Origin of the sequence: Corynebacterium sp. HMSC070E08 (genome assembly GCF_001808895.1) — a bacterium.
Taxonomy (GTDB): domain Bacteria; phylum Actinomycetota; class Actinomycetes; order Mycobacteriales; family Mycobacteriaceae; genus Corynebacterium; species Corynebacterium hiratae.
The window spans coordinates 15,360-37,962 of the sequence record NZ_KV794796.1; the positions used below are offsets into that span (position 1 = coordinate 15,360).

The 22,603-nt window shown below is 63.8% G+C and carries 18 protein-coding genes; 10 read left to right on the top strand and 8 right to left on the bottom strand.

The window, feature by feature from the left end; all coding sequences use genetic code 11:
* Positions 1 to 10: 10 nt before the first annotated feature.
* Positions 11 to 1,087 carry a peptide chain release factor 1 gene (gene prfA, locus HMPREF2526_RS10610; protein ID WP_049155076.1) on the bottom strand — a complete coding sequence of 359 codons (1,077 nt, stop codon included), beginning with the start codon at positions 1,085 to 1,087 and terminating at the stop codon, positions 11 to 13.
* The gene (rho, locus tag HMPREF2526_RS10615; RefSeq protein ID WP_070511570.1) at positions 1,087 to 3,030 is read right to left on the bottom strand and encodes a transcription termination factor Rho; all 1,944 of its coding nucleotides are present in this window, start codon (positions 3,028 to 3,030) and stop codon (positions 1,087 to 1,089) included. Before rho ends, prfA begins: the two co-directional genes overlap by 1 nt.
* A gap of 466 nt (positions 3,031 to 3,496) precedes the next feature.
* On the opposite strand from rho, the gene HMPREF2526_RS10620 reads away from it, so the two are divergent.
* The 5 genes from HMPREF2526_RS10620 to HMPREF2526_RS10640 all read left to right on the top strand — a co-directional run bounded on the left by HMPREF2526_RS10620 (position 3,497) and on the right by HMPREF2526_RS10640 (position 8,853).
* Positions 3,497 to 5,251, top strand: a complete 1,755-nt coding sequence (locus tag HMPREF2526_RS10620; protein ID WP_070547243.1) for a long-chain fatty-acid--CoA ligase — start codon at positions 3,497 to 3,499, stop codon at positions 5,249 to 5,251.
* A gap of 49 nt (positions 5,252 to 5,300) precedes the next feature.
* Positions 5,301 to 6,440, top strand: coding sequence for a GTP 3',8-cyclase MoaA (gene moaA, locus HMPREF2526_RS10625; protein ID WP_049155079.1), 1,140 nt, complete (start codon positions 5,301 to 5,303; stop codon positions 6,438 to 6,440).
* Positions 6,441 to 6,450: 10 nt separating this feature from the next.
* The gene (locus tag HMPREF2526_RS10630; RefSeq protein WP_049155082.1) at positions 6,451 to 7,668 is read left to right on the top strand and encodes a molybdopterin molybdotransferase MoeA; all 1,218 of its coding nucleotides are present in this window, start codon (positions 6,451 to 6,453) and stop codon (positions 7,666 to 7,668) included.
* 126 nt (positions 7,669 to 7,794) lie between these two features.
* On the top strand, positions 7,795 to 8,280 hold the full coding sequence (gene moaC, locus HMPREF2526_RS10635) for a cyclic pyranopterin monophosphate synthase MoaC (protein WP_049155083.1): 486 nt from the start codon (positions 7,795 to 7,797) through the stop codon (positions 8,278 to 8,280).
* Between the two features lie 6 nt (positions 8,281 to 8,286).
* Positions 8,287 to 8,853, top strand: coding sequence for a molybdenum cofactor guanylyltransferase (locus HMPREF2526_RS10640; protein ID WP_010187098.1), 567 nt, complete (start codon positions 8,287 to 8,289; stop codon positions 8,851 to 8,853).
* Here HMPREF2526_RS10640 and HMPREF2526_RS10645 read toward each other — a convergent pair.
* A complete protein-coding gene (locus tag HMPREF2526_RS10645) occupies positions 8,840 to 10,219 on the bottom strand; it encodes a multicopper oxidase domain-containing protein (RefSeq protein WP_070547244.1) in 1,380 nt (459 codons plus the stop codon). The two genes, HMPREF2526_RS10640 and HMPREF2526_RS10645, sit on opposite strands and share 14 nt — an antisense overlap.
* Positions 10,200 to 11,399 (bottom strand): beta-carotene 15,15'-monooxygenase, encoded by a 1,200-nt coding sequence (locus HMPREF2526_RS10650; RefSeq protein WP_070547245.1) that lies wholly within the window; start codon positions 11,397 to 11,399, stop codon positions 10,200 to 10,202. Before HMPREF2526_RS10650 ends, HMPREF2526_RS10645 begins: the two co-directional genes overlap by 20 nt.
* A 94-nt stretch (positions 11,400 to 11,493) precedes the next feature.
* Here HMPREF2526_RS10650 and HMPREF2526_RS10655 point away from each other — a divergent pair, with 94 nt between their 5' ends.
* The 4 genes from HMPREF2526_RS10655 (at position 11,494) to HMPREF2526_RS10670 (ending at position 15,069) form a co-directional block, all read left to right on the top strand.
* A complete protein-coding gene (locus HMPREF2526_RS10655) occupies positions 11,494 to 11,754 on the top strand; it encodes a DUF2249 domain-containing protein (protein ID WP_070547246.1) in 261 nt (86 codons plus the stop codon).
* Positions 11,755 to 11,775: 21 nt separating this feature from the next.
* The gene (gene modA / locus HMPREF2526_RS10660; RefSeq protein WP_070547247.1) at positions 11,776 to 12,498 is read left to right on the top strand and encodes a molybdate ABC transporter substrate-binding protein; all 723 of its coding nucleotides are present in this window, start codon (positions 11,776 to 11,778) and stop codon (positions 12,496 to 12,498) included.
* Entirely contained in the window at positions 12,499 to 14,253 is a 1,755-nt protein-coding gene (locus tag HMPREF2526_RS10665; RefSeq protein ID WP_070547248.1) for an ATP-binding cassette domain-containing protein, read from the top strand.
* Between the two features lie 117 nt (positions 14,254 to 14,370).
* Positions 14,371 to 15,069 (top strand): helix-turn-helix transcriptional regulator, encoded by a 699-nt coding sequence (locus HMPREF2526_RS10670; protein WP_049155094.1) that lies wholly within the window; start codon positions 14,371 to 14,373, stop codon positions 15,067 to 15,069.
* 5 nt (positions 15,070 to 15,074) lie between these two features.
* Here the strand turns inward: HMPREF2526_RS10670 and thrB are convergent, their stop codons facing one another.
* The 4 genes from thrB to argS form a co-directional block, all read right to left on the bottom strand.
* Entirely contained in the window at positions 15,075 to 15,998 is a 924-nt protein-coding gene (gene thrB / locus HMPREF2526_RS10675) for a homoserine kinase (RefSeq protein WP_010187115.1), read from the bottom strand.
* 17 nt (positions 15,999 to 16,015) lie between these two features.
* A complete protein-coding gene (locus HMPREF2526_RS10680) occupies positions 16,016 to 17,341 on the bottom strand; it encodes a homoserine dehydrogenase (protein WP_049155096.1) in 1,326 nt (441 codons plus the stop codon).
* A gap of 151 nt (positions 17,342 to 17,492) precedes the next feature.
* Positions 17,493 to 18,830 carry a diaminopimelate decarboxylase gene (gene lysA, locus HMPREF2526_RS10685; protein WP_070547249.1) on the bottom strand — a complete coding sequence of 446 codons (1,338 nt, stop codon included), beginning with the start codon at positions 18,828 to 18,830 and terminating at the stop codon, positions 17,493 to 17,495.
* Between the two features lie 12 nt (positions 18,831 to 18,842).
* Complete coding sequence (gene argS, locus HMPREF2526_RS10690) at positions 18,843 to 20,504, bottom strand: arginine--tRNA ligase (protein ID WP_070547250.1); 1,662 nt, start codon at positions 20,502 to 20,504, stop codon at positions 18,843 to 18,845.
* 236 nt (positions 20,505 to 20,740) lie between these two features.
* Between argS and HMPREF2526_RS10695 the strand changes: the two genes are divergently transcribed.
* Entirely contained in the window at positions 20,741 to 22,393 is a 1,653-nt protein-coding gene (locus HMPREF2526_RS10695; protein WP_070515557.1) for an L-lactate permease, read from the top strand.
* The last annotated feature ends 210 nt before the right edge of the window (positions 22,394 to 22,603 follow it).

Here is a 22,603-nt window from a genome sequence, read left to right on the forward strand (position 1 = left end):
TGCCTTAGCCTTAGTCCTCAGCCTCAAGGCGCTCTGCGCGTTCTTGGGCTTGCAGGGCGTCGATGAGGTCCTGCATGTCACCGTTGAGCACGGAATCCAGGTTATTGGCCTTGTATCCGATGCGGTGGTCGGTGATGCGGTTCTCCGGCCAGTTATAGGTACGGATACGCTCGGAGCGATCCATGGTGCGCACCTGGGAGGCGCGCTGCTCGCCGGCCTCGGCCTCGCGGGCCTCGCGCTCCATCTGGTCCAGGCGTGCCTGCAGCACCTGCAGGGCGCGCGCCTTGTTCTGGATCTGGGAGCGTTCCTTCTGACAGGTCACCACCAGGCCGGTCGGCAGGTGGGTAATACGCACCGCGGAGTCAGTGGTATTCACGCCCTGGCCGCCCTTACCGGAGGAACGGTACACGTCGACGCGGATGTCCTTATCATCGATGTTTACGGCTTCGACTTCTTCCGGTTCCGGGTAGACCAGCACACCAGCTGCGGAGGTCTGGATTCGGCCCTGGGACTCGGTCACCGGCACGCGCTGCACGCGGTGGACGCCGCCCTCGAACTTGAACACGCTCCACGCGCCATCGCGCGAGGGGGTCTTGGACTTGAAGGAGATGGACATGTCCTTCACACCACCGAGGTCGGACTCGTTGAGGCCTAGGACCTCCCACTGGAAGCCGACCTTATCGGCGTAGCGCTCGTACATGCGGGCCAGGTCGCCGGCGAAGAGTGCTGCCTCTTCGCCGCCGGCACCGGCCTTGATCTCCATGATGATGTCCTCGGAGTCATGCTCATCGCGCGGGGCCAGCAGGTCCGCGAGCTTTTCCTCCAGCTGGACGACGAGTGGCTCAAGGCGGTCGACCTCGGGCTGGAACTCGTGGTCCTCGTAGGCCATCTCTTTGGCATCGGCCAGGTCTTGGCGAGCCTGGACCAACTCGTCGTTCACAGCGACGATGGGTCGCAGTTCGGCGTAGCGCTTGGACAGCTTGCGGAATTGGGACTGATCACCGGCTACCTCCGGGTCAGCCATCTGCATTTCGATGCCTTGGAACTCGGAGACAATGTCATCGACGAGGGAAACCTGGTTAGACATTACTTGTAGTCCTCCTCATCCGTGTCAGCCGCCATGGGCGCGGACGAGGCCACCTGCATGAGGAACTCGCCGTTGGAGCGGGTTTTCTTGAGCTGCTTAATCAGCAGGTCAATAGCGGCGAAGGAGTCCAGGCCGGAGAGGATGCGGCGCAGCTTGGTCATGATGCGTGCTTCCTCCGGAACCAGCAGGAGCTCGTCCTTGCGGGTGCCGGACGGGTTGACATCCACGGCCGGGAAAATGCGGCGCTCGGAGATGGCGCGGTCCAGCTTGAGCTCGGCGTTGCCGGTGCCCTTGAACTCCTCGAAGATGACGGTGTCACCGGTGGAGCCGGTCTCCACCATGGCGGTGGCGATGATGGTCAGCGAGCCGCCGTTCTCGATGTTGCGGGCAGCACCCAGGAAGCGCTTCGGCGGGTACAGGGCGTTGGAGTCCACACCACCGGACAGGATGCGGCCGGATGCCGGGGAGGAGTTGTTGTAGGCGCGGCCCAGGCGGGTGATGGAGTCGAGCAGGACGACGACGTCCTTGCCCTGCTCCACCAGGCGCTTGGCGCGCTCGATGGCCAGCTCCGCCACCGAGGTGTGCTCTGACGGCGGGCGGTCGAAGGTGGAGGCGATGACCTCACCATTGACGCTGCGCTGCATGTCGGTGACCTCTTCGGGGCGCTCGTCCACGAGGACGACCATGAGGTAGCACTCCGGGTTGTTCGTGGCGATGGCGTTGGCGATGTTCTGCAGGATCGTCGTCTTACCGGCCTTCGGCGGGGAGACGATGAGCGCGCGCTGGCCCTTACCAATCGGCATGATGAGGTCGATGACGCGGGTGGTGAGGATTTTCGGGTCCGTCTCCAAGCGCAGGCGCTGGTTTGGGTACAGCGGCGTGAGCTTGGCGAAGTCCGGGCGCTCCTTCGCGGTCGACGGATCTAGGCCGTTGACGGTGTCGACCTCCACGAGCTGGTTGTACTTGCGGCGGTTGCGGCCGTTGCCGTGGGTGTGGGTCGGGCCCGAGACCTTGACCTTGCCGGTCAGGGCGTCGCCGGAACGCAGGCCCAGGCGGCGCACGAGGTTGTTGTTGACAAAGACATCGGAGCTGGCCGCGCGGTAGCCGGTAGTGCGCAGGAAGGCCACGTTGTTGTCGACGACCTCGAGGATGCCGCCCACTACCTGCACTTCATCGCCCTCGCGGATCTGCAGGTCATTGCCACCGTTGCCGCCGCCATCGCGGTCACGCCCGCGGCGGTTGCGACGGTTACGGCGATTGCGGCGGCCACCGCCGCCGTTGTTGTCATCATCGTTGCGGTGGTTATCGCGGCGGTTGTTGTTGCCGCCCCCGTTGTTGCCACCGCCGTTGTTGCCACCGTTGCCGTGGTCCCCGTTATCGGAGTTGTCGGAGTTGTTGCCGCCACGGGACTGGTTACCCTCCGACTTGGACTGCTTGTCCTCGGCGCCGTTGCCATTTCCGTTGCCGTTGTTATTGCCCTTGGCTTCTTCGCGGGCCTCGCGCTCCTGGCGGCGCGCGCGGTTACGGCGGGCGCGGCGGGCCTGGGAGCGGGACTCGTAGCGTTGCTCGTCGTGGCCGTCCTTCTGCTCGGACTCCTGAGCGCCGTCCTCGCCCTTGTGGGTGTTCTCAGGCTCCTGCTTCTCGGAGGCCTGGTCAGCAGCGCCGGCAGGGCGGGAAGCCTTGCGGGTCGCGCGGCGCGGCTGCGCGTCCTTCTTCGACTCCTTCTGTGCGGAGTCCTCTGCGGCGGGTGCGTCCTTAGCCTCGCCCTGGGCAGCGGCCTTCGCGCCGCGCGCCGGCACCTGGCCGGTGGTCAGGGCAGTAATGAGATCCCCCTTGCGCAGTCCGGAGACGCCGCGAAGTCCGCGCTCCGCAGCTAGCTTGCGCAATTCCGGCAGCTTCAGGGAGGCGAGATCCTGTGCTGCGGTCTTGTCCGTATCGCTCACGGATATCCTTTCGTCGCTTCACCAACGCGCGCCATCTTGTCTGCCGCACCTGCACTGTGCGTGGTGCTGTTCCAAGCGGGCGTTGGAAGCCAGTGTGTAATTGGGATGGTCCTCCGCCACCAGCGAGTTCACGCAACCGCGATCCCCGTGGGCGGTGGTTGTCTTGGCTCTCCCCCCTCTCCGGCCCGGCGGTACGGAACGTGAAGGACTCCTTGTTGAACTCCTGAAAGCACTTAAGGAATCGGCCGCGGGTCAAGCGCGGGGAGATATTTTAAGAAGGCGACTGCGAGCGTATCTCTCCCCTCTCACCGTCGCGCGCACCGTTGGACTGCCATGAGAGTGTCACCGCAGGTGTGTGCGCCGTGGAGGGAGCTCGGAGATGCGGGGAAAGCGTTCCCCACCAGTCGCGGATAACTATACCGCATCCTTCCCCCGCGCTCACACTGACACGGCTAAAGTAGTGCGCATGCTCTCCACAATGCAGGATATCCCGCTGTCCCTCACCCGCATCCTGGAGTACGGTTCCTCCGTCCACGGCCAAACCCAGGTCATCACCTGGCACAGCGCCAATCCCGGCAATGAACGCGAGGAAACCACTTTCGCTGATGTCGGCGCCCGCGCCGCCGCCTTCGCCCACGCCCTGCATGACACGCTCGGCATCACCGGTGACGAGCGCGTGGGCTCACTGATGTGGAACTGCGCCGAGCACCTCGAAGTGCTTTTTGGCACCGCCTGTAAGGGAGCGGTGTTCACCCCGCTCAACAAGCAGCTGATGAATGATCAGATCCGGCACATCATCAACCACGCTGAGGTCCGCGTCATCGTCGCGGATTGTCGCCTCGCCGAGCAGCTAGCCCAGGTTCTGGAAGGTGTGGACTGTGTGCGTGCGGTGGTGTTTACGGGCGTCGGCAAGCCCAGCACCGCTCTGCCGGGCAACGTTGAAATCTACAGCTACGAGCAACTGCTGGATGGGCGCTCCACCGTGTATGACTGGCCGGTTTTGGATGAGCACACCGCCGCCGCACTGTGTTACTCCACCGGCACCACTGGTGCACCAAAGGGCGTGCTCTACTCCCACCGCGCTCTGTACTTGGAAGGAATGCAGCTGCGCTCCTCCGATTCCCTGTGTGTGACCCACGGCGAGACATTCCTGTGCTGCATCCCCATCTATCACGTGCTGAGCTGGGGTGTTCCCTTTGCGGCGTGGATGACGGGCACGCCGCTGGTGCTTCCCGACGCCGACGTCTCCCCCGCCACCCTGGCCAAAATCATCGCCGCCACCTCCCCGCGCGTGGCCCATGGCGTGCCCACCATTTGGATTCAGCTCTTCGTGCACTACCTCAAGAACCCGCCTGAGCGCATGACACTGACGGAGATCTTCGCTGGCGGCTCGCCTGTTCCACCGCAGCTCATCAAGAGCTGGGAAGAGCGCTACGGCGTGGACGTGGTCCACGTGTGGGGCATGGCGGAAACCACCACGGTGGGCACGGTGGCCCGCCCGCCCTCAGGCGCCTCAGGTGAGGCTCGCTGGGCCTACCGCATTTCCCAGGGGCGCTTCCCGGCCTCCTTGGAATACCGCGTGGTCAATGACGGCCACGTGGTCAACACCACGGACCGCAACGCTGGCGAGATTCAGGTCCGCGGCAACTTGGTCACCGGTTCTTACTACCACTCGCCCGCTTCGGAGGACGGCGGTGCTGCCCACGAGTTCCGTGGCAAGGATGTCGAGGACGCGGACTCCAAGTTCACGGCCGACGGCTGGCTGCGCACCGGCGACGTCGGCTTCGTCACCGAGGATGGCTTCCTCACCGTGGAGGATCGCGCCCGCGATGTCATCCGCTCCGGCGGTGAGTGGATCTACTCCGTCCAATTGGAGAACCTCATCATGGCCAACCCGGTGGTGCTGGAATGCGCCGTCATTGGCTACCCCGACAAGCAATGGGTCGAGCGCCCGCTGGCTGTCACCGTGCTCGCCGCGGACATCAGCCCCACGATTGAGACCGCCGAGCGCCTGCGCAACGGGATGCGCTCTGAGCTTCCCTCCTGGATGCTGCCGGAGTATTGGACCTTTGTAAAATCCATCGATAAGACTTCGGTGGGCAAGTTCGACAAGAAGGACCTGCGCGCCCACTTGGCGGAAGGCGAGTACAACATCATCCGGCTGAAGGGCCCGGGCGAGGCGCAGCGCTTAGACGCCGAAGAGGGCGGCGCGGAAGACTAGCCCCACCCCGCCTACTCATTCGGCAGGCTTCGATCTAGACTTGCCAGCAATGTCCGCCCAACGATCCCAACCTTCGCCACACACCTCCGCCCCGCTGACGCTGCCATTGCCGCGCGTACGGGGCGCGGGGACTCCGCCCACGGACCTGCCGGCGCCAGGGCCCGACGGCCGCCGCGCGCTCGTGGATCGCTACGGCCGCCAAGCCCGCGACCTGCGTGTCTCCCTGACGGATCGCTGCAACCTGCGCTGCACCTACTGCATGCCCGCCGAAGGTTATGAGTGGCTGCCCACCGAACACACGCTCAGCGATGAAGAAACCATCCGTCTTATCCGCCTCGCGGTAGACAAGCTCGGCATCCAGCAGGTGCGCTTCACCGGCGGGGAGCCGCTCCTGCGCGGCTCCTTAGAGAAAATCATCGCCGCGACCAAAGCTCTGCGGACCGACGAAGGTACGGCACCCACTACTGCTCTCACCACCAACGGGCTGGGCCTAGATAAGCGCCTGCCGGGGCTGCAGCGCGCCGGGCTCGACCGCGTCAATATCTCCTTAGACACCCTCGATCCGGAGCTCTATGCCCGGCTCACCCGGCGCGACCGCCTGGCAGATGTGCTCACATCCATCGACGCCGCGCTGGCCGCCGACATGGACCCAGTCAAGATCAACGCCGTCATCATGCCGGGTGTCAACGAGTCTGCGATCCTTCCCTTGGCTCGCTTTTGCCTCGAACGCGGCGCGCAACTGCGCTTCATCGAGCAGATGCCATTGGGCCCACGGGAGGAGTGGGCGCGTTCCCGGATGGTCACCGCGGAGGATATCTTGGCGCGCTTGGCCGAAGACTTCGAGCTCACCCCGGCTAAGAAACCCCGCGGCTCCGCGCCGGCGGCACTGTGGTCCGCGGTCTCGCGCGATGGCTCCCTCCCCATAGGACACATCGGGGTGATCGCCTCCGTAACTCGGCCCTTCTGCGGGGACTGCGACCGCACGCGCCTGACCGCAGACGGCGCGGTGCGCAATTGCCTCTTCGGCAACTCGGAAACCTCCCTGCGCGACCTCATGCGCTCTGGCGCCAGCGATGCGGAGCTAGCTACCGCGTGGGCGGGTGAAATGTGGAGGAAATTACCGGGCCACGGGGTGGATGATGAAGGTTTCCTCCAGCCAGATCGCCCGATGTCCGCCATCGGTGGCTAGATTGGGTGCAATGACGAGTACCGGGACTGACTTAAGTATCGAGGAATACTTCGAGTGCCTCCACGCGCTGGTCCGCGCCTTGCCTTCGGAACGCGCTGCCTTATCGCAGGGTCGCGTGCTGGCTGAGCCCCTCGTCGCCCGCCTTCCCCTCCCGCCGCAGGATAATTCGGCCATGGATGGCTTCCTCATTCCTCAGCCTTCCTCACCAGACAGTCTCACCGTTCCCTTCACTTTGCCTGTCGTGGGTGATGTGCCTGCCGGCGCGCCGGCCCAAACCCTGCCGCCCGGCACTGCGCTGCGCATCATGACCGGTGGTCCAGTACCCGCGGGCTTTGATGGTCTGGTCATCCCCGTGGAAGACACCGATATTCCACCAGGCCCCGGGCCACTGCCTGAGACCGTCACGGTGCACCGCCTTCCCGAGCGCAACCACATCCGGCGGCGCGGCTCCCACATCGAGGCCGGGCACCAACTAGCCGGTGCCGCCACGCTGGTGGACGCCTCCCTTATCGCCGCCGCCCTCTCCGCCGGCGTCGACACCGCCGTGCTCCACCGCACCCCGCGGGTGACCGTCATTGCCACGGGTGAGGAGCTGCTCAACGGCCAGCTCCCGGATTCCAATGGTCCGATGCTCGACGCACTCCTTAGCACTACCGGCCCCGTTGACATCGCCCGCACGGTATGTGGCGATTCACCCGTTGAGCTGCGCCGCCGCTTCGACGCGGCTGCCGCTGACTCCGATCTCATCGTCACCACCGGCGGGGTATCCGCAGGAGCCTTTGACGTGGTTCGCGCGGTCGTTGAGGATGCCGTGGAGCGCGGCTCTTATTGGTTCGGACACGTCAACCAGCGCCCCGGCGCGCCGCAAGGCCACGCGCTGTGGGACGGTGTTCCCGTGGTGTGTTTGCCGGGCAACCCGGTGGCGGCGTTCGTCTCCGCGCATCTCTACCTCACCCCGCTGATGCGTTCCTTGCGTGGGCTGCCCCGCCCCACCGGAGTTTTAGACCGGCCGCACCTGACGGCCGTCGCTGGGGCTGACTTCCCGCATCCGCACCGCCCGCTTATTCAGCCGTGCTCGATTGCTCTGGACGGAAGCATCACCGCCTTCCCGCCGCCTGGACCACGCATGCGCAGCCACCACGTTGCAGCACTGCCCGGCACGCAAGGTTTCGCGCTGCTGACGAGCCCCGTCACCACAGGGGAGCAACTTACCGTCTACCCCTACTAGCTTCACGGTGCTTCACCACATCCCCCACCCCTCCGTTGTTGCCAAAGATCGCGCCTCTAAACGCCGGATCGGCCCACTCTTCGTCAGATAGGCTAGGTCCACCCAAGGAAAGGACCCGCTGTAGCCATGAAGTTCACTCACCTTAATGAGGCCGGCTCCGCCTACATGGTGGACGTCACCGATAAGAAGCCCACCGTGCGTTCCGCCACCGCCCAAGGCGAGGTGGCCTGCTCGCCGGAGGTCCTCACCGCGCTGCAGGAAGGAACCGTGCCGAAGGGCGACGTGCTTGCGGTTGCTCGAGTGGCCGGTATTGCGGCCGCCAAGAAGGTCCCGGATCTCCTACCGCTTGCCCACACCATCGGCGTGCACGGGTGCGCGGTCGACATCGAGCTGCGCGAAGACCACGTCTTCATCGAAGCCACCGTTCACACCGCCGACCGCACCGGCGTGGAAATGGAGGCGCTGACCGCGGTGAACGTTGCGGCGCTAGCTCTCATCGACATGGTGAAAGGCGTGGACCGCTCCGCTTATATCCGGCGCTGCGGCATCACAGCGAAGTCCGGCGGCCGCTCGGGTGATTGGTCCCGCGACCTGCCGGGTGAGGAAGGATAGTGAACAATGTCAGGTGTCATTATTTTGGCGGGTGGGCGCGGCACACGCATGGGTGGTGTGGACAAGGCAAGTATCATCCTCGCCGGTGAGCGCCTCATCGACCGCCTCCTGCGCCAATTGCCTTATGATGCGCCGGTGGCGGTTGTCTCGCCCTACCACTTGGGCATGCCCCAAGTATGTGAAAAGCCCCTGTTCGGCGGGCCAGCCGCAGGCATCGCCGCGGGCCACGCCGCGCTGGCTGGTGCCGCAGAGTCCACGACCGCCATCTTGGCCGTCGATGCCCCGGATTCCCCACAGATGCTGCCTGCCCTCGAACAGGCATTAGAAAGCTCCGGTGCTGATGTCGCAGTGGCCACAATCGACGGCATTATGCAGCCACTCTGCGCGCTGTGGCGCACCGAGGCCCTCACCCATGCTCTGCACGAGTTCGGCAATCCCCGCAATAAATCAGTCATGCGTCTACTGGGACTCGCGAAGAACATCACCGTGGTCGAAGGCACCGCCGCAGTACGCGATATAGATACTCTGGACGAGCTGCGTGCACGGCGCGAACGCCGAGCTACTCAACGATGAACTGGCCGTGCTGGCCCTTCTCCGCATTCGTCATGAGGTGGTTGACAAAGGAATAGGTGCCCGGCTCGTTGAAGGTCATCTCCACAAATCCTCCCTGGGCCGGTAGAAGGTCCAGCGCTTGGGAGCCCGAATCCTTCGCGCCCTTAATCAGGTAGGCGCCTTCCTTATACACGGTGTCGAATTGCTCGCCCACGACGTGGAAGCTCAACGGCAGATCCGGGCCGAGGTTCACCAGCCAGATGCGCACGGTATCGCCCACCTTGGCGCGCAGCGGGGCTAAGCCCTCGTCATATTGATTGGGATAATAGTTAAAGGCGGTGAGGTCATAGTCGCCGTCGCTGACGCGTTGCGCATCCGCACCGTCTGCTTCCTTACCGGCAGAGGCCAGGAAGACCTCGCTCGCTGTCATAACGTACTCCGCATCGACGTCTCCCAGCGCATCCTCGCCGCGCGGATCGATGATGACCGCTCCTGCCATGCCGTTGGCAATGTGCAGGCTCATGGGCATGGTTGAGCAGTGATACATCCAAATGCCTGCCCGGTGCGCCACGAATTCATAGGTCAGCGATTCGCCCGGCTGAATCGTCTTCATGTTCTTATCCGGGTTGACCTCACCGGCATGAAAATCCACCGAGTGTCCCATCGAGCCCTCATTCTTGATGGTGATGCGGAACGTATCCCCCACCTTGCCGCGCAGGGTTGGACCGGGCGCCTGCCCGTTGAAAAGCCACCGGGTTTGGCGCACTCCCGGGGCAACTTCCATCTCCTCCTCCGTCATCACCCACGTTTCCTCATGAAGGTCACCTTTGGCAGGGGCAAGGGAAGCATCAAAAGCCTCAAATCCTTCGCGAGCTGCCATGCGCTCGGCAGCCGAGGGCACCTTCGCCGGGGCACCAGCAGAGCCCGTGCTTTCCGACGCCCCCGCATGATCATGCCCACTCGAAGCGGAGTCATCGGCGTTGACCATGAACGTCATGCCCTGCATCTTGTGGCCGGCGATCGTGCAATATCCTTCGATGGACTCCTCGATGACCCCGGCATCCAGCTGCACGGTCTCGCCCGGTTCTACCCGTCCGGTCTCCTCGCGTCCGATCTTCAGGTCATGTACCTGGTCGCCGGTGTTGGTGAAGTTCACTACGAGGTGACTGCCCGCGGCCACGTCAATGGAGGACGGGACAAAGGCCATGCCGTCCACGGAGACGTCAACAGTCACGGCGTCGGCGGATGCCACCGTAGCTGGGTCTTGCCTGCCCGTGGCCGAGTTGAACACCGCCAGCCCAATGACGGCGAGAAGCGCCACGATGATAATGAGCCAGGATGCCCATTGCTTCTCAGAATGCTCCTGTTTAACGGGCGCGCTTGACATGAACTTCTCCTTGGGATGATGCGAGGGCCCACACTAGGGCCACAATATTGGCGATGAGGCCAAGCCCCATCATGATAAGCCCGGCCACGGACGCACTGACAATGCCGAGGAGGCTGAGCGCACCGCCGAGGTTGATGAGCCCCACACGCAGGAACCCTGCGAGGTGCCCACGTGCGGGACGTGCCGCCCCGGCCAGGATGGGCAGCATGTGGTGGAGCACCCCGGTCACGAGCTGCAGTAGGCCGGCACCGACGAACGCTGGCATCAGTAGCAACGTCACCGCACGTGGGTAGGCCCCTGCGACGGTAGCGGCGGCATCACCGGCGCAGAGCGCCAGCATCCACACCAGACCAGCCATCGCGGACACGCTTGCTGTGGTCTTCTCGCCGCCAAGCGCACCGGCAAGCACGGGCTGGATGATGAGCACGGCAGCGAGCACGGTGAGCAGTTGTGCCATGCCGGCGGCGCGGGTGAGCCCGGAGGCGTCGGCAAGCATGGCCACCGCCAGCCCCACGCAATGCACGGTCAAAGCCCGGCTGCACCGCGCCCGGGCAACCGCTGAAATGGGGGTTCGGGTCAACGTGGGCAGCAGTGTACTGACCGTGCCCAGGATGGTCAGCAAGGCAAACCCCCACACCATCCCGCGTGAGTGCGCGGCCACCAGCAGCGAGTAATTCCCTACCCCGTGCGCAGCCAGAATCACCAGGACTACTGAGAAGATCATGAAGCAGGCCGCCGCCAGATAAAAAGGCACGGTCACGGCAAAAGAACCAGACAAAGAGCCCCGGAGCGTGGTCCACAGCGCCCACAGGTGCCACGCAACGGCAGCGATGACCAGTGTGGAGCCACTATCCGAGAGCACGCCCCAGTCGTAGCCTGCGCGATCAACGAGGAGTAGAACCAACCCCACCTGGACCAGCGCCACCCGCGCGCCCACCCCTCGGAAACCAACGGCCGGGGTGCGGGTCAGTGCCTCCGTGAAGTGGGTGCTGAAAACCAGAATGGCGGTGGTCAGCGCGCCGAGGGTGAATGGGTGGATAAGGTCCCACCACACCACGGGTGCTCCCCAAAAATTCGCCACTGCGATTCCCACGCCCACCGCGATCCACACGGCGACCAAGCTAAAGGCAATGGTGTGCCAGCGCCGGCGAGCAGCCAAGGAGACATCACGCAGAGACATATCCGACATTTTTATTTGCACGGATATAATCGTAGTAAATTAGTTGCACGGGCAGCAACGCCCGATCCCCCAGAACTCGAAAGGGAGAACCCCAATGAACTTGCCGCTTGTTGATGCCTCCAAAGGCCCTTCCATCCCCACCCTCAACGCCTCCGAGATTCCCCATGCTGTGCGCCACGGCGCCATCCACGGAGCGCTGGGCACCCTCAACGTGGGCGAATCCATGATCCTCATAGCGCCACACGACCCGCTTCCACTGCTCAAAGAGGTGGACCAGCGGGAGGAGTCCTTCACACGTGAGTACCTCAAGAAGGAACTAAAGGAAGTCCATATTAAATTCACGCGAACCGCGTAGAGCTCCCGTAATGTACCAAACATGCGCCTTCTCAAAGCTGCCGTCCCCGTCCTTGCCGCCGCGTTGACTGTCGCTGGCTGCACCTCCAACTCCGATGAACCGTTGCAGGTTTTCGCCGCGTCCTCCACGCGAGTGCTCAACGACGACCTCTCCAGCGCCTCCGAGACGCCCCTCGCGTTCAACAACGGCGGCTCTTCTGCCCTGGTACAGCAGATCAATGAAGGCGCTCCCGCGGATCTGCTGCTCACTGCCTCCCGCGAGACCATGGATAATGCAACTGCTCAGGGCACCGTCGACACCCCCGTGGCCTTAGCCAGCAACGTCATGGTCATGGTAGTGCCGAAGGGAAATCCTTTAGGTCTGCGCTCCGCGGCGGACTTGGATTCCTCCGCACGCCTCGTGCTCTGCGACCCAAGCGTGCCCTGCGGTGCCATCTCCACGCGCATCATGGAGGCCAACAACTGGGACCTACACGCCTCCTCCTTGGAGGGCCAGGTAGCTGACGTCCTAGGCAAGGTCGCCTCAGGTGAGGCGGACGCAGGGTGGGTCTACTCCACTGATGCCGCCGCCAACGAGGATGTCGAAGCCATCCCGCTCGACCACGCGGAAGACTTCCGTAACGAGATCATGGGCGCGGTGGTGTCTGATTCACCCCGCCACGAAGAAGCCCAAGAAGTCCTCAACCTCCTCGAGTCGGATTTTGATAGCACCTGGGAAAAGTACGGTTTCACCCCGGTGAACTAAGTGTCACCCACGTTTTTGCGCGAGCAGCGCCCGCGGACAACCTGGCCGGTCATCGCCGCCGGCACGCTCGCCGCTATTTACATCCTTGCCCCTGTCCTCGCCCTGGGCCTGCGGGTGCCTTGGGGACAGCTCTCAGACACGCTGAACGCACCGACGACCCATGACCTCCTCCGGGTCAGTCTGTCCGCAGCGGTATTGTCAACCTTGCTATCCACGTTCCTAGGCACCTGCCTGGCTCTGTGGCTCCAGCAGCTGCGCCGCGTATCTCACCTTGTGCGGCTGGTGGTCTACCTCCCTTTGGCCATGCCTCCCGTGGTGGGCGGCTTGGCACTCACCGCACTGCTCGGGCGCCGCGGACTCCTTGGCCCGTTTTTAGAGCAAGCCGGGCTGCACGTGTCTTTCGCCTTCCCAGGTGTTGTGGCAGCGCATCTCTTTGTCACCCTGCCCTTCGTGGTGGTGGCGGTGGATTCTGCGCTGCGGCAGCTCGATCCTGAGGTCGTGGCCAGCGCCCGGGGCATCGGCCTGAGCTCAGGGACCATCCTTCGGCGCATCATCCTCCCCGCTATCCTTCCTGCCGTGCTTACTGGCGGTGCGCTCGCATTCGCACGCTCACTGGGCGAATTCGGAACGACGATCACCTTCGCCGGTTCCCTGCCCGGTTCTACCCGAACCATGCCGAGCGGTATCTATCTTGAGCGTGAGGTCAGCGCGGACAATGCCTATGCTCTGTCGGCCGTGTTAATCGGGATAGCCATCCTCACCCTCACCGCAGCCGGAATGCCTCTGCTACTGCGGCGCCGCCGCGAGCAGGCTGTACGCGCTTTGAAACCGATGGACCCAGATGCACTCCGCGCGGCGACTGCCCCGCTGGCGCCACCCCACGAGCTTTCCGTAACGGTCGACAACACCACCACAACTTTCCGTGGCGGGCGCGTAACCGCGGTGGTTGGCCCCAACGGCGCCGGCAAGACCACGCTGATGCGCTTTATTAGCGGGCGCTTGCAAGGAGCCCAGACTAACGCCGAGCGCGTGGTCATGCTCTCCCAAGACCCCGGGCTACCACCCACTGCCACCGTGGCTCAAGCGTTGACCATGGTGACCAAGGACGCACGACGCACCCAGGAGCTTCTGAGCGCAGCCGGATTGCAGAAGCTCGGGCATGTCTCCGAGCTTTCCGGCGGGCAAGCCGCGCAGGTCGCCCTCCTGCGCGCGCTTGCCGCTCGTCCAGAGGTATTGATTGTGGACGAGCCCTTTGCCGCTATGGACGTCGAATCCGCCGCCCGGTGGCGCCACCTTCTGCGTATCTCAGCCGCTGATCGCACCACGGTCATTGTCACCCACAGCCGTGTGGACCTCGAAACTCTGGCAGACGATATCGCTGTAATGGAAGCTGGCGACATTGTCTCCCAGGGCCCTGCAGACCGACTACTGGAGCAACCTACCACCCGCTTCATGGCAGAACTAGCGGGCGTTAATGTACTGCGCGGTTCCTTCAGAGGAGACACGTTTGCTCCAGACCGCAACGGCGAACACTGGGCGGCCTTCCCTCAAACCGCGCTGTGCTTCGACCCCATTGGCGCGCAGGGCGCCACCAGTTTGAGTGCCACCATTGTGGCTGATTTGGGAAGCACTACCCTCGTTGATATTGACGGCCAACGGGTCACGGTGGGCCAGCCAGCGCGTAGAAACGCTCCCGGCCAGGTGGTGCCCGTGGCCCTCGACGCCAGCGCCCTCACGGTCTACACCCGTACTTAATCCAGTGTATTTACCCATGTCGTGAGGGAGATCTCGGTATATGTACTGACCGCAATAGTAGAAAAACAGCGGTCTGGATGTAGGATCCTCGTAGCGTTAATCAAGGAGCTACAGTCCATGTCCACATTTTCTACACAAAGTCCTCGCTCATCGACCGAGCTCTTTCCCGACACGATGAAGCTCTCCCCCAAGCAGCGCGAAGTCCTCTCGGTTTTGCAGAAGTTCCCGCAAGGAGCACGGGCCGCAGAAGTTGCTAAGAAAATGGGCATGCACGTTAACACCGCGCGCGGGCATCTGGATGAACTCGTCAACGCTGGCGCGGTGCGAGTAGTCACCGCCCCAGCGCAGGGGCGCGGGCGCCCCTCCCTGATCTTCCAAGTGCGGGTGCCGGACAACCGTTCGGTCGCGGAGGAGTACGTCACGCTGATCAGTGTGTTGATTAAAGCCCTGGCGGCTAAGGAGCAGCTCAATGATTATGCCTCAGAGCAGGCGCGGGAGCTTGGCCGCGAGTGGGCGAAGACCGCTGCCAGCAGCCATGGTGCTGAGGCGCTCGGTTCGCTTCATCGGATGATGCGCGAAATGGGCTTTGACCCAGTAACCTCAGCCGAGCAATTCGACCAGGAGGGCCGCACCGATGTGGAGCTGCACGCCTGCCCGTTTGTGACCGCCGGAGTAGAGCCCTCCCCCTTCGTCTGCGCCATCCACGATGGCTACTTGGAGCAGGCGGCGGCCGATTCCGGCGGGCGGCTGAGCCTGAAACTTATCCCCAAGTCCGGCAACGGTGTGTGCCGGATCAGCGTGGAAAAGCCCAGCTAGCTAGCCTAACCACGCTCGACGGAGACCGGCCCGGCGACCTCCAGCTCCAGTACGCGCAGGTTCTGCTCGCGGGCATCGTCGAGGATCGCTTCCTCTATGGGCTCGGTGTGCAGGACCATGACGGTGGGGCCAGCGCCCGACAGGTAGGCGGCATAGCCGCGATTGCGCAGGCGGTTGACCCACTCCGCGGTCACCGGCAGGACATCAGCGCGATAAGGCTGGTGCAGGCGGTCGCGGGTGCCCTCCCACAGCAGGTCCGGGTAAGCGGTCAGCGCCGCCACGTTCACCGCGGTGCGGGAGACGTTGAAGGCGGCGTCGGCATGCGTGACGTGCGAGGGCAGCACGCGGCGCACTGCCTGCGTCGAGGCATGGAAGTCCGGGACCAAGGCCGTGGCCTTGATGCTTGGGTGAACCTCTAAGGTGGCGGCGCGGTACTCCGGAAGCGAGCGGCCGTCGACAGGCACGGTGGTCCAGGAGACCACCGCATTGCCCAGCACGGAGGCCGCGGCGTTATCCGGGTGGCCTTCGAAGGCCGAAGACAACTGCACAACCTGCTCCTCGGAGAGCGGGAACCCAGCCAGGCCGTTGCCCGCGGCCACGCCGGCCACCGCGGCAGACGCTGAGGAGCCCAAGCCGCGGGACTGCGGGATGTTATTCGTGCACACCACGCGCAGGCCGGTGACTTCGACATCGGCGGCCTTGAGTGCGGAGCGGATGGCCTTGACCACAAGGTGGGAGCCGTCGCGCGGCAGCTCTTCGGCGCCCTCGCCGAAGATTTCTACCTCCAAGCCGGAGCGGGTGACCTCGACCTCCACGGTGTCGTAAAGGCTCAGCGCGATGCCGAGGGTGTCGTAGCCCGGGCCCAGGTTGGCCGAGGAGGCCGGGACCTGAACCGTGACCTTGGTGCCTACTTCGATATCGATACTCATTGTTGTACCTAAAACCCTTAGACGCCGAGGCGGATGACGGAGTGGACAGCCTTGACCTCATCGAGCTCGCCGAGGGCAGCGACGATATCCTCAAGCACCGCTTCCTTCGCCGCGTGGGTGACCACGATGAGGCGAGCGGTGGCATCGCCGTCTTCCTGGCGCACGGTGCGCAGGGAGACCCCATGGCGGGCAAAGACACCGGAAATGGCGGAGAGCACGCCGGTGCGGTCTTCAACTTCCATGTCGACGTGATAACGAGTTTCCACTTCTCCGAACTCCGCAATAGGTAGGTTGGCGTAGGTGTTCTCCCCCGGCGCACGGCCGCCGTGGACAATGTTGCGTGCCGCACCGATGACATCACCCAGCACAGCGGATGCCGTGGGGTTACCGCCGGCACCATTGCCGTAGAACATCAGAGAGCCAGCGGCCTCCGCTTCAACGAAGATGGCGTTGTAGGACTGGCTGACCGAAGCCAGCGGGTGCTCCTTCGGAACCAGCGTCGGGTGCACGCGGGCATTAACGGATTCCGCACCGGTCTCCTCATCGACGAGGCGCTCGCAGATGGCGAGCAGCTTGATGGAGTAGCCAGCCTGGTTGGCAGCCTTGATGTCATCCGCGGTGATCTTGGAAATACCCTCGCAGTAGACATCGTCGAAGGTCAGGCGGGTGTAGAAGCCCAGGGAAGCCAGGATGGCGGCCTTGGAGGCAGCGTCGTGGCCCTCCACGTCAGCGGTGGGATCGGCCTCGGCGTAGCCCAGGCGGGTGGCCTCAGCCAGTGCGTCCTCATAGGAGGCACCAGTGGACTCCATGGCGTCCAGGATGAAGTTCGTGGTGCCGTTGACGATTCCGGAGATGCGCTGGATCTTGTCGCCGGCCAGGGAACGGCGCAGCATGCCGACCACCGGGATGGCAGCGGCCACGGCGGCCTCGAAATAAAGGTCGACGTCAGCGCGGTCGGCGGCCTCAGCGAGCTCATCCGCATGCGCGGCCACGAGAGCCTTGTTGGCGGTAACCACGGACTTGCCGGCGTTGAGGGCCGCGAGGACGAGCTCGCGCGGGAAATCAATGCCGCCGATGACCTCGACGACGAGGTCGATATCATCGCGCAGGACAAGTGCCTTGGCGTCGTCGGTCAGTAGCTCCGCCGGCACGCCCGGGCGCAGCTTGTTCTTGTTGTGCACGGCGACGCCGCGGATCTCCACGGGGCCGCCAATGCGGTGCGCAAAAGCGTTAGCGTTTTCCTGCACGAGGCGGAAAACCTCGGCGCCCACGGTGCCAAATCCAAGCAGCGCGATTCCTACGGGTTCGCCTTCGGGTTTCTTGCTACGGTTCGTCATCGTCATGGTGTCCCCTTGTTGAAATTGCGAATGATTGTTACGTGCTAGCCCATCACTATACAGAACGAGCTGTCTATTTCTACGCGAAGTGGCCGGCACAACGCGCGACCGGCCATATCTTTGTGAATAAAATGCGGTGAGCTGTGGCAACGCCGCGCTAGTCGACGTCCAACGCCAACAAGTCCTCCACCGTTTCCCGGCGCAGCATGAGCGAGGCTTTGCCGTCACGCACGGAGACGACCGCCGGGCGCAAAGCACCGTTATAGCGCGAGGCCATCATGTACTGATAGGCACCGGTGGTGGCGAAAGCGAGGAGATCCCCGGTAGTGATATCCGAGGGGAAACGGCGCTCGTTGACCAGAATGTCGCCGGACTCGCAGTGGAAGCCCACGATGCGCGAATCTACGGGCTCGCCCTGGGTGCGGCGGTTGACCACGCGCACGTCGTACTCCGAGCCATAGAGCGCCGGCCGGATGTTATCGGACATGCCACCGTCCACGGAGAGGTAGCGGCGCATCGGCAGATCCGCCTTGCCGGTCTCCACATCCTTGACCGTGCCCACGCGGTAGACGGTGACCGCGGAGGCCCCCACCAGCGAGCGGCCGGGCTCCACCAACACGAAAGGCGGCTTGATGCCGAGCTCAGTAGCGGTGCGCTCCACGGCGTCGAGCAGGTCCTTGGCCAGCGTGGCGACGTCGAGGGCTTCCTCGTATTCCATGTAGGGAATGCCGAAGCCGCCGCCCAAGTCCAACTCCTCGAGGGCAACGCCGAGCTCGGAGTGAATGCGCTTGTACAGGCTCAGCACGCGCTCGGCTGCCAGCTTGAAACCATCGGCATTAAACACCGAGGAGCCCACGTGGCAGTGCAATCCCACGAGCTTAAGGTTCGCGGATTCCAGCACCGTGCGAGCCACCTCGAAGGCAGCGCCGGTGGACAGGGAGATGCCGAACTTTTGGTCCTCGTGAGCCGTGGCGATGAATTCGTGCGTGTGGGCATCCACGCCAGGCTTCACGCGAATCATCACCGGCTGCACGCGGCCGGCGGCCGCAGCAATGCTGTTGAGGCGCGAGAGCTCCTCCGCGTTATCCAGCACCACATGGCCAATCCGCTCGTTAACGCACAGCTCGAGGTACTCGTCTTCCTTGTTATTGCCATGCGCGGTCATGCGCTCGGGCGGGAAGTCCGCGGCGAGCGCTAGCTTGGCCTCATTGAGGGAGGCGACGTCGAGGCACAGGCCCTCCTCGTCTACCCAGCGCACGATGCGCTTGGTGATGAAAGCCTTGGAGGCGTAGTGCACGTGGTCAGGGCCGCCGAAGGCCTGGGCCATGTCCCGGCAGCGCGAGCGGAAGTCCTGTTCATCGAAAACAAAGAGCGGGGTGCCGTATTCTTCGGCCAGCTCGGTCAGGGAAACGCCACCAATCGAGACCACGCCATCGGAGTCACGCGCTGCGTTGCGCGGCCACACGTGGGCCGGAAGAGAATTGAAATCAGTCATCGATACCTTTTCTTACATCTTCTCCGGTGCGCTAACCCCGACCATGGTCAAGGCATTGGCCATGACCTGGCGGGTGGCGCTGGCCAGGGCGAGGCGTGCGGAGTGAATCGGCTCGGTCTCTTCACCAGCCTTCGGCAGCACTTGGCACTGGTCATAGAAGCGGTGGAACACGGCGGCAAGCTCCTCGGCGTAACGCGCGATGCGGTGCGGTTCACGCAGCGTAGCGGCGGTGGCCACAACCTCGGGGAACTCGCCTAGGGTGCGGATGAGGTCGCCTTCCTTCTCGTGGGTGAGGAGGTCGAGGGGGCCGTCGGCAAGCGCGGCGGTGTCGAAGCCCAGCTCTGCTGCCTTGCGCAGGATGGAGCAAATACGGGCGTGGCCATACTGCACGTAGTAGACCGGGTTATCCGCCGACTGGGAAGCCCACAGGCCCAAGTCGATGTCCAGGCTGGAATCCACGGAGGAGCGCACCAGGGAGTAACGCGCGCCGTCGACGCCGATAGCCTCGACAAGGTCATCAAGGGTGATGACGGTGCCGGCACGCTTGGACATCTTGACCGCCTGGCCATCGCGGACCAGGTTGACCATCTGGCCGATGAGGACCTCGACGGCCTCCGGGTCATAACCCAAAGCCTGGGCCGAGGCTCGCAGGCGGGCGATGTAGCCGTGGTGATCCGCGCCCAGCATGTAGATGGCTAGGTCGTGCCCACGGTCGAACTTATCGGCCACGTAGGCGATATCGCCGGCGATGTAGGCCGCGTTGCCATCGGACTTGATGACCACGCGGTCCTTGTCATCACCGTATTCGGTGGACTTCAGCCACCATGCACCCTCAGCTTCGTAGAGCTTGCCGTTGTCCTTGAGCTTCTGGATGGCCTTCTCCACGGCGCCAGACTCGAAGAGGGAGTTTTCGTGGAAGTAGACGTCGAAGTCCACACCGAACTCGTGGAGGGACTCCTTAATCTGGGCGAACATCATCTCCACGCCCGCCGAGCGGAAGGCTTCCTGCACCTCGGCATCGCTGCCCTCGAGGGCGTCCGGGTTCTGCGCGAGGACTCCCTGTGCGATCTCCTTGATGTAATCGCCGCCGTAGCCGTCCTCCGGGGTGGGCTCGCCCTTAGCTGCGGCCACCAGCGAACGCGCAAAGCGGTCGATCTGTCCGCCGTGATCGTTGAAGTAGTACTCGCGGGTCACCTCCGCACCAGAGGCTTCGAGCACGCGGCCCAGCGAGTCGCCCACAGCGGCCCAGCGGGTACCGCCCAGGTGGATCGGGCCAGTCGGGTTCGCGGAGACGAACTCCAGGTTGATCTTCTTGCCCTGGTAGGTGGAGTTGCTACCAAAGTCCGCACCGGCGCTAAGGACTTGGGCCACGATGGCGCCCTGGGCAGCAGCAGCGAGGCGAATGTTGAGGAATCCCGGGCCCGCGATGGATGCTTCATCGATGGCGTCATTGCCGGCGAGGGCATCCGCCAGCCACTGCGCCAGCTCGCGGGGCTGGGTGCCGGCCTTCTTGGCCACCTGGAGTGCCAGGTTGGTGGCGTAATCGCCGTGCTCCGGGTTGCGCGGGCGCTCCACGCTCACGGTCTCCGGCAGGACGGAGGAGTCCAGCTCATGCTCGGTGAGCACGGCGGCGGCAGTGTTCTTGATCAGGACGGAAAGATCTTCAGGATTCATAGGGCCAAAGTCTATCGTCTCCGCCGCTTGGAGGCGCTACCAGGTCTCAGACGTTAGCAAGGTCACTCACCCCCATCGGGTGAACAATGCAGCACAGCGAAGCGCCAAGTTCTACCCTAAAAGGCGTTATCTGAATCGATTCAATCTTTCGCCCTCTCGCTCGGCCGAAACATGCGGTGCCGCATCCTGGGGATCTCCACGAGGACGCCAGCGGGAGCCAACTGGAATTGAGATTTATGTCAACCTTCAACATCACCACCGACGCCATTGCTGGCAACGTGGGGCTTACCGCGCTGGTGTCCACGCTGCCGCTCATCGCGTTCTTCATCATGCTCTTGGGCCTCAAGGCCCGCGCCCATACCTCGGGTGCGGTAGCGCTTCTCGTGGCACTCCTCATCGCAGTCTTTGGCATGGACATGCCCACCGGCATGGCCCTGTCCTCCGCGGTGCGCGGCGGACTCTTTGGCCTCTTCCCCATCGTCTGGGTGATCATCACCGCCATCTGGTTCTACGAAGTGACCGTGGCTTCCGGACGATTCAATGACCTGCGCAAGACCTTTGACTTGCTGGGCGATGGCGATATCCGCATCCAGGCCATCCTCATCGCCTTCTGCTTCGGTGGCCTGCTGGAGGCCCTCGCCGGCTTCGGCGCTCCCGTCGCGATTACGGCGACCATGATCCTGGCCTTGGGTGTTAAGCCGCTCAAGGCGGCCACCACGGTGCTCATTGCCAACACCGCGCCCGTGGCCTTCGGCGCGGTGGGCATCCCAGTCACCACCGCGGGCTCGGTCGGCGGGCGCACCGCCGAGCAGACCGCTGACATCGCCGCGTTGATTTCCCTCCAGGTCCTGCTCATTGCCGCCGTCGTGCCTTTCTTCATCCTCTTTATCCTTGACGGCATGCGCGGTGTTAAGGAGGCCGGCCCCGCCGCGGCCGTCATCGGCATCTCCTTCGCCATTGCCCAGTGGGCCGCGGCTACCTTCTTCGCCTACCAGCTCACCAACGTCGTGGCCTGCATCGTCTCCCTCGGCGCGGGCTTCATCTTCCTGCGTGTGTGGAAGCCCAAGGGTGTCGACAGCCTGCGCGAGCGCATGGAGCTGCCCGCCCAGGAGGAGGTCACGGATCTCAACGGCAGCCGCATTTGGATGGCCCTGCTGCCCTATGCCGTAGTCACCGCTGTCTTCGCCATCGCCACCGCATGGCCGGCCATCTTCGGCTTCCTCCAGGTCAACGTTGCCTGGCCGCTTCTCGACGGCACCGTCTTCGACGCCGAAGGCCACGCCATGGACACCGCCTTCACGTTCAACGTGCTGGGCAACCCGGGAACCCTACTGCTGATTTCCGGCATCATCGTGGCCCTTATCTACATGACCTTCAACGAGAACGGCCGCTACAAGCTGGACGCCTCCGCGCCGCTGACCAAGTTCGGCGAGGTTGTCTCCCGCATGAAGTTCTCCGCGCTGACCATCATCCTGGTCCTCGCACTGGCCTACACCATGAACTACTCCGGCCAAACCATCTCCATCGGCCAGTTCGTGGCTTCTGTCGGCGGCATCTTCGCGCTCTTCTCCCCCGTCCTGGGCTGGATCGGCACCGCCGTCACCGGCTCGGATACCTCCGCCAACGCACTCTTTGCCAACCTGCAGGTCACCGCCGCCGAGCGCATCGGCGTCAATCCGGACCTCATGCTGGCCGCCAATACCTCCGGTGGCGTTGTGGGCAAGATGATCTCCCCGCAGTCACTGGCCATCGCCGCCACCGCCGTGCAGATGGAGGGCGAGGAATCCCGCATCTTCAAGGCGGTCGTGGGCTACTCCGTCGCCTTCCTCGCCGTCGTGTGCGTCATCGTCTTCCTCATGACCAACGTGCTGGGCTTCTTGGTCCCCTAAAAGGGTTTAGCCATAAAGTTCTACACCACTAACTACCCCCAGATTCGGGCGTCTTCATCGCCCAGTCTGGGGGTTGTCTCATATCGGCCGCGACCGCTGCGAGCATCACCGCACGTTAGCAATTTCACAACATTAGTGTTGCGATAAAAAGCCAGGTAGGAGGGATAATCCCGTCTCGATAATGTGAGTTTTGGGCGGTAGGCTCAAAGA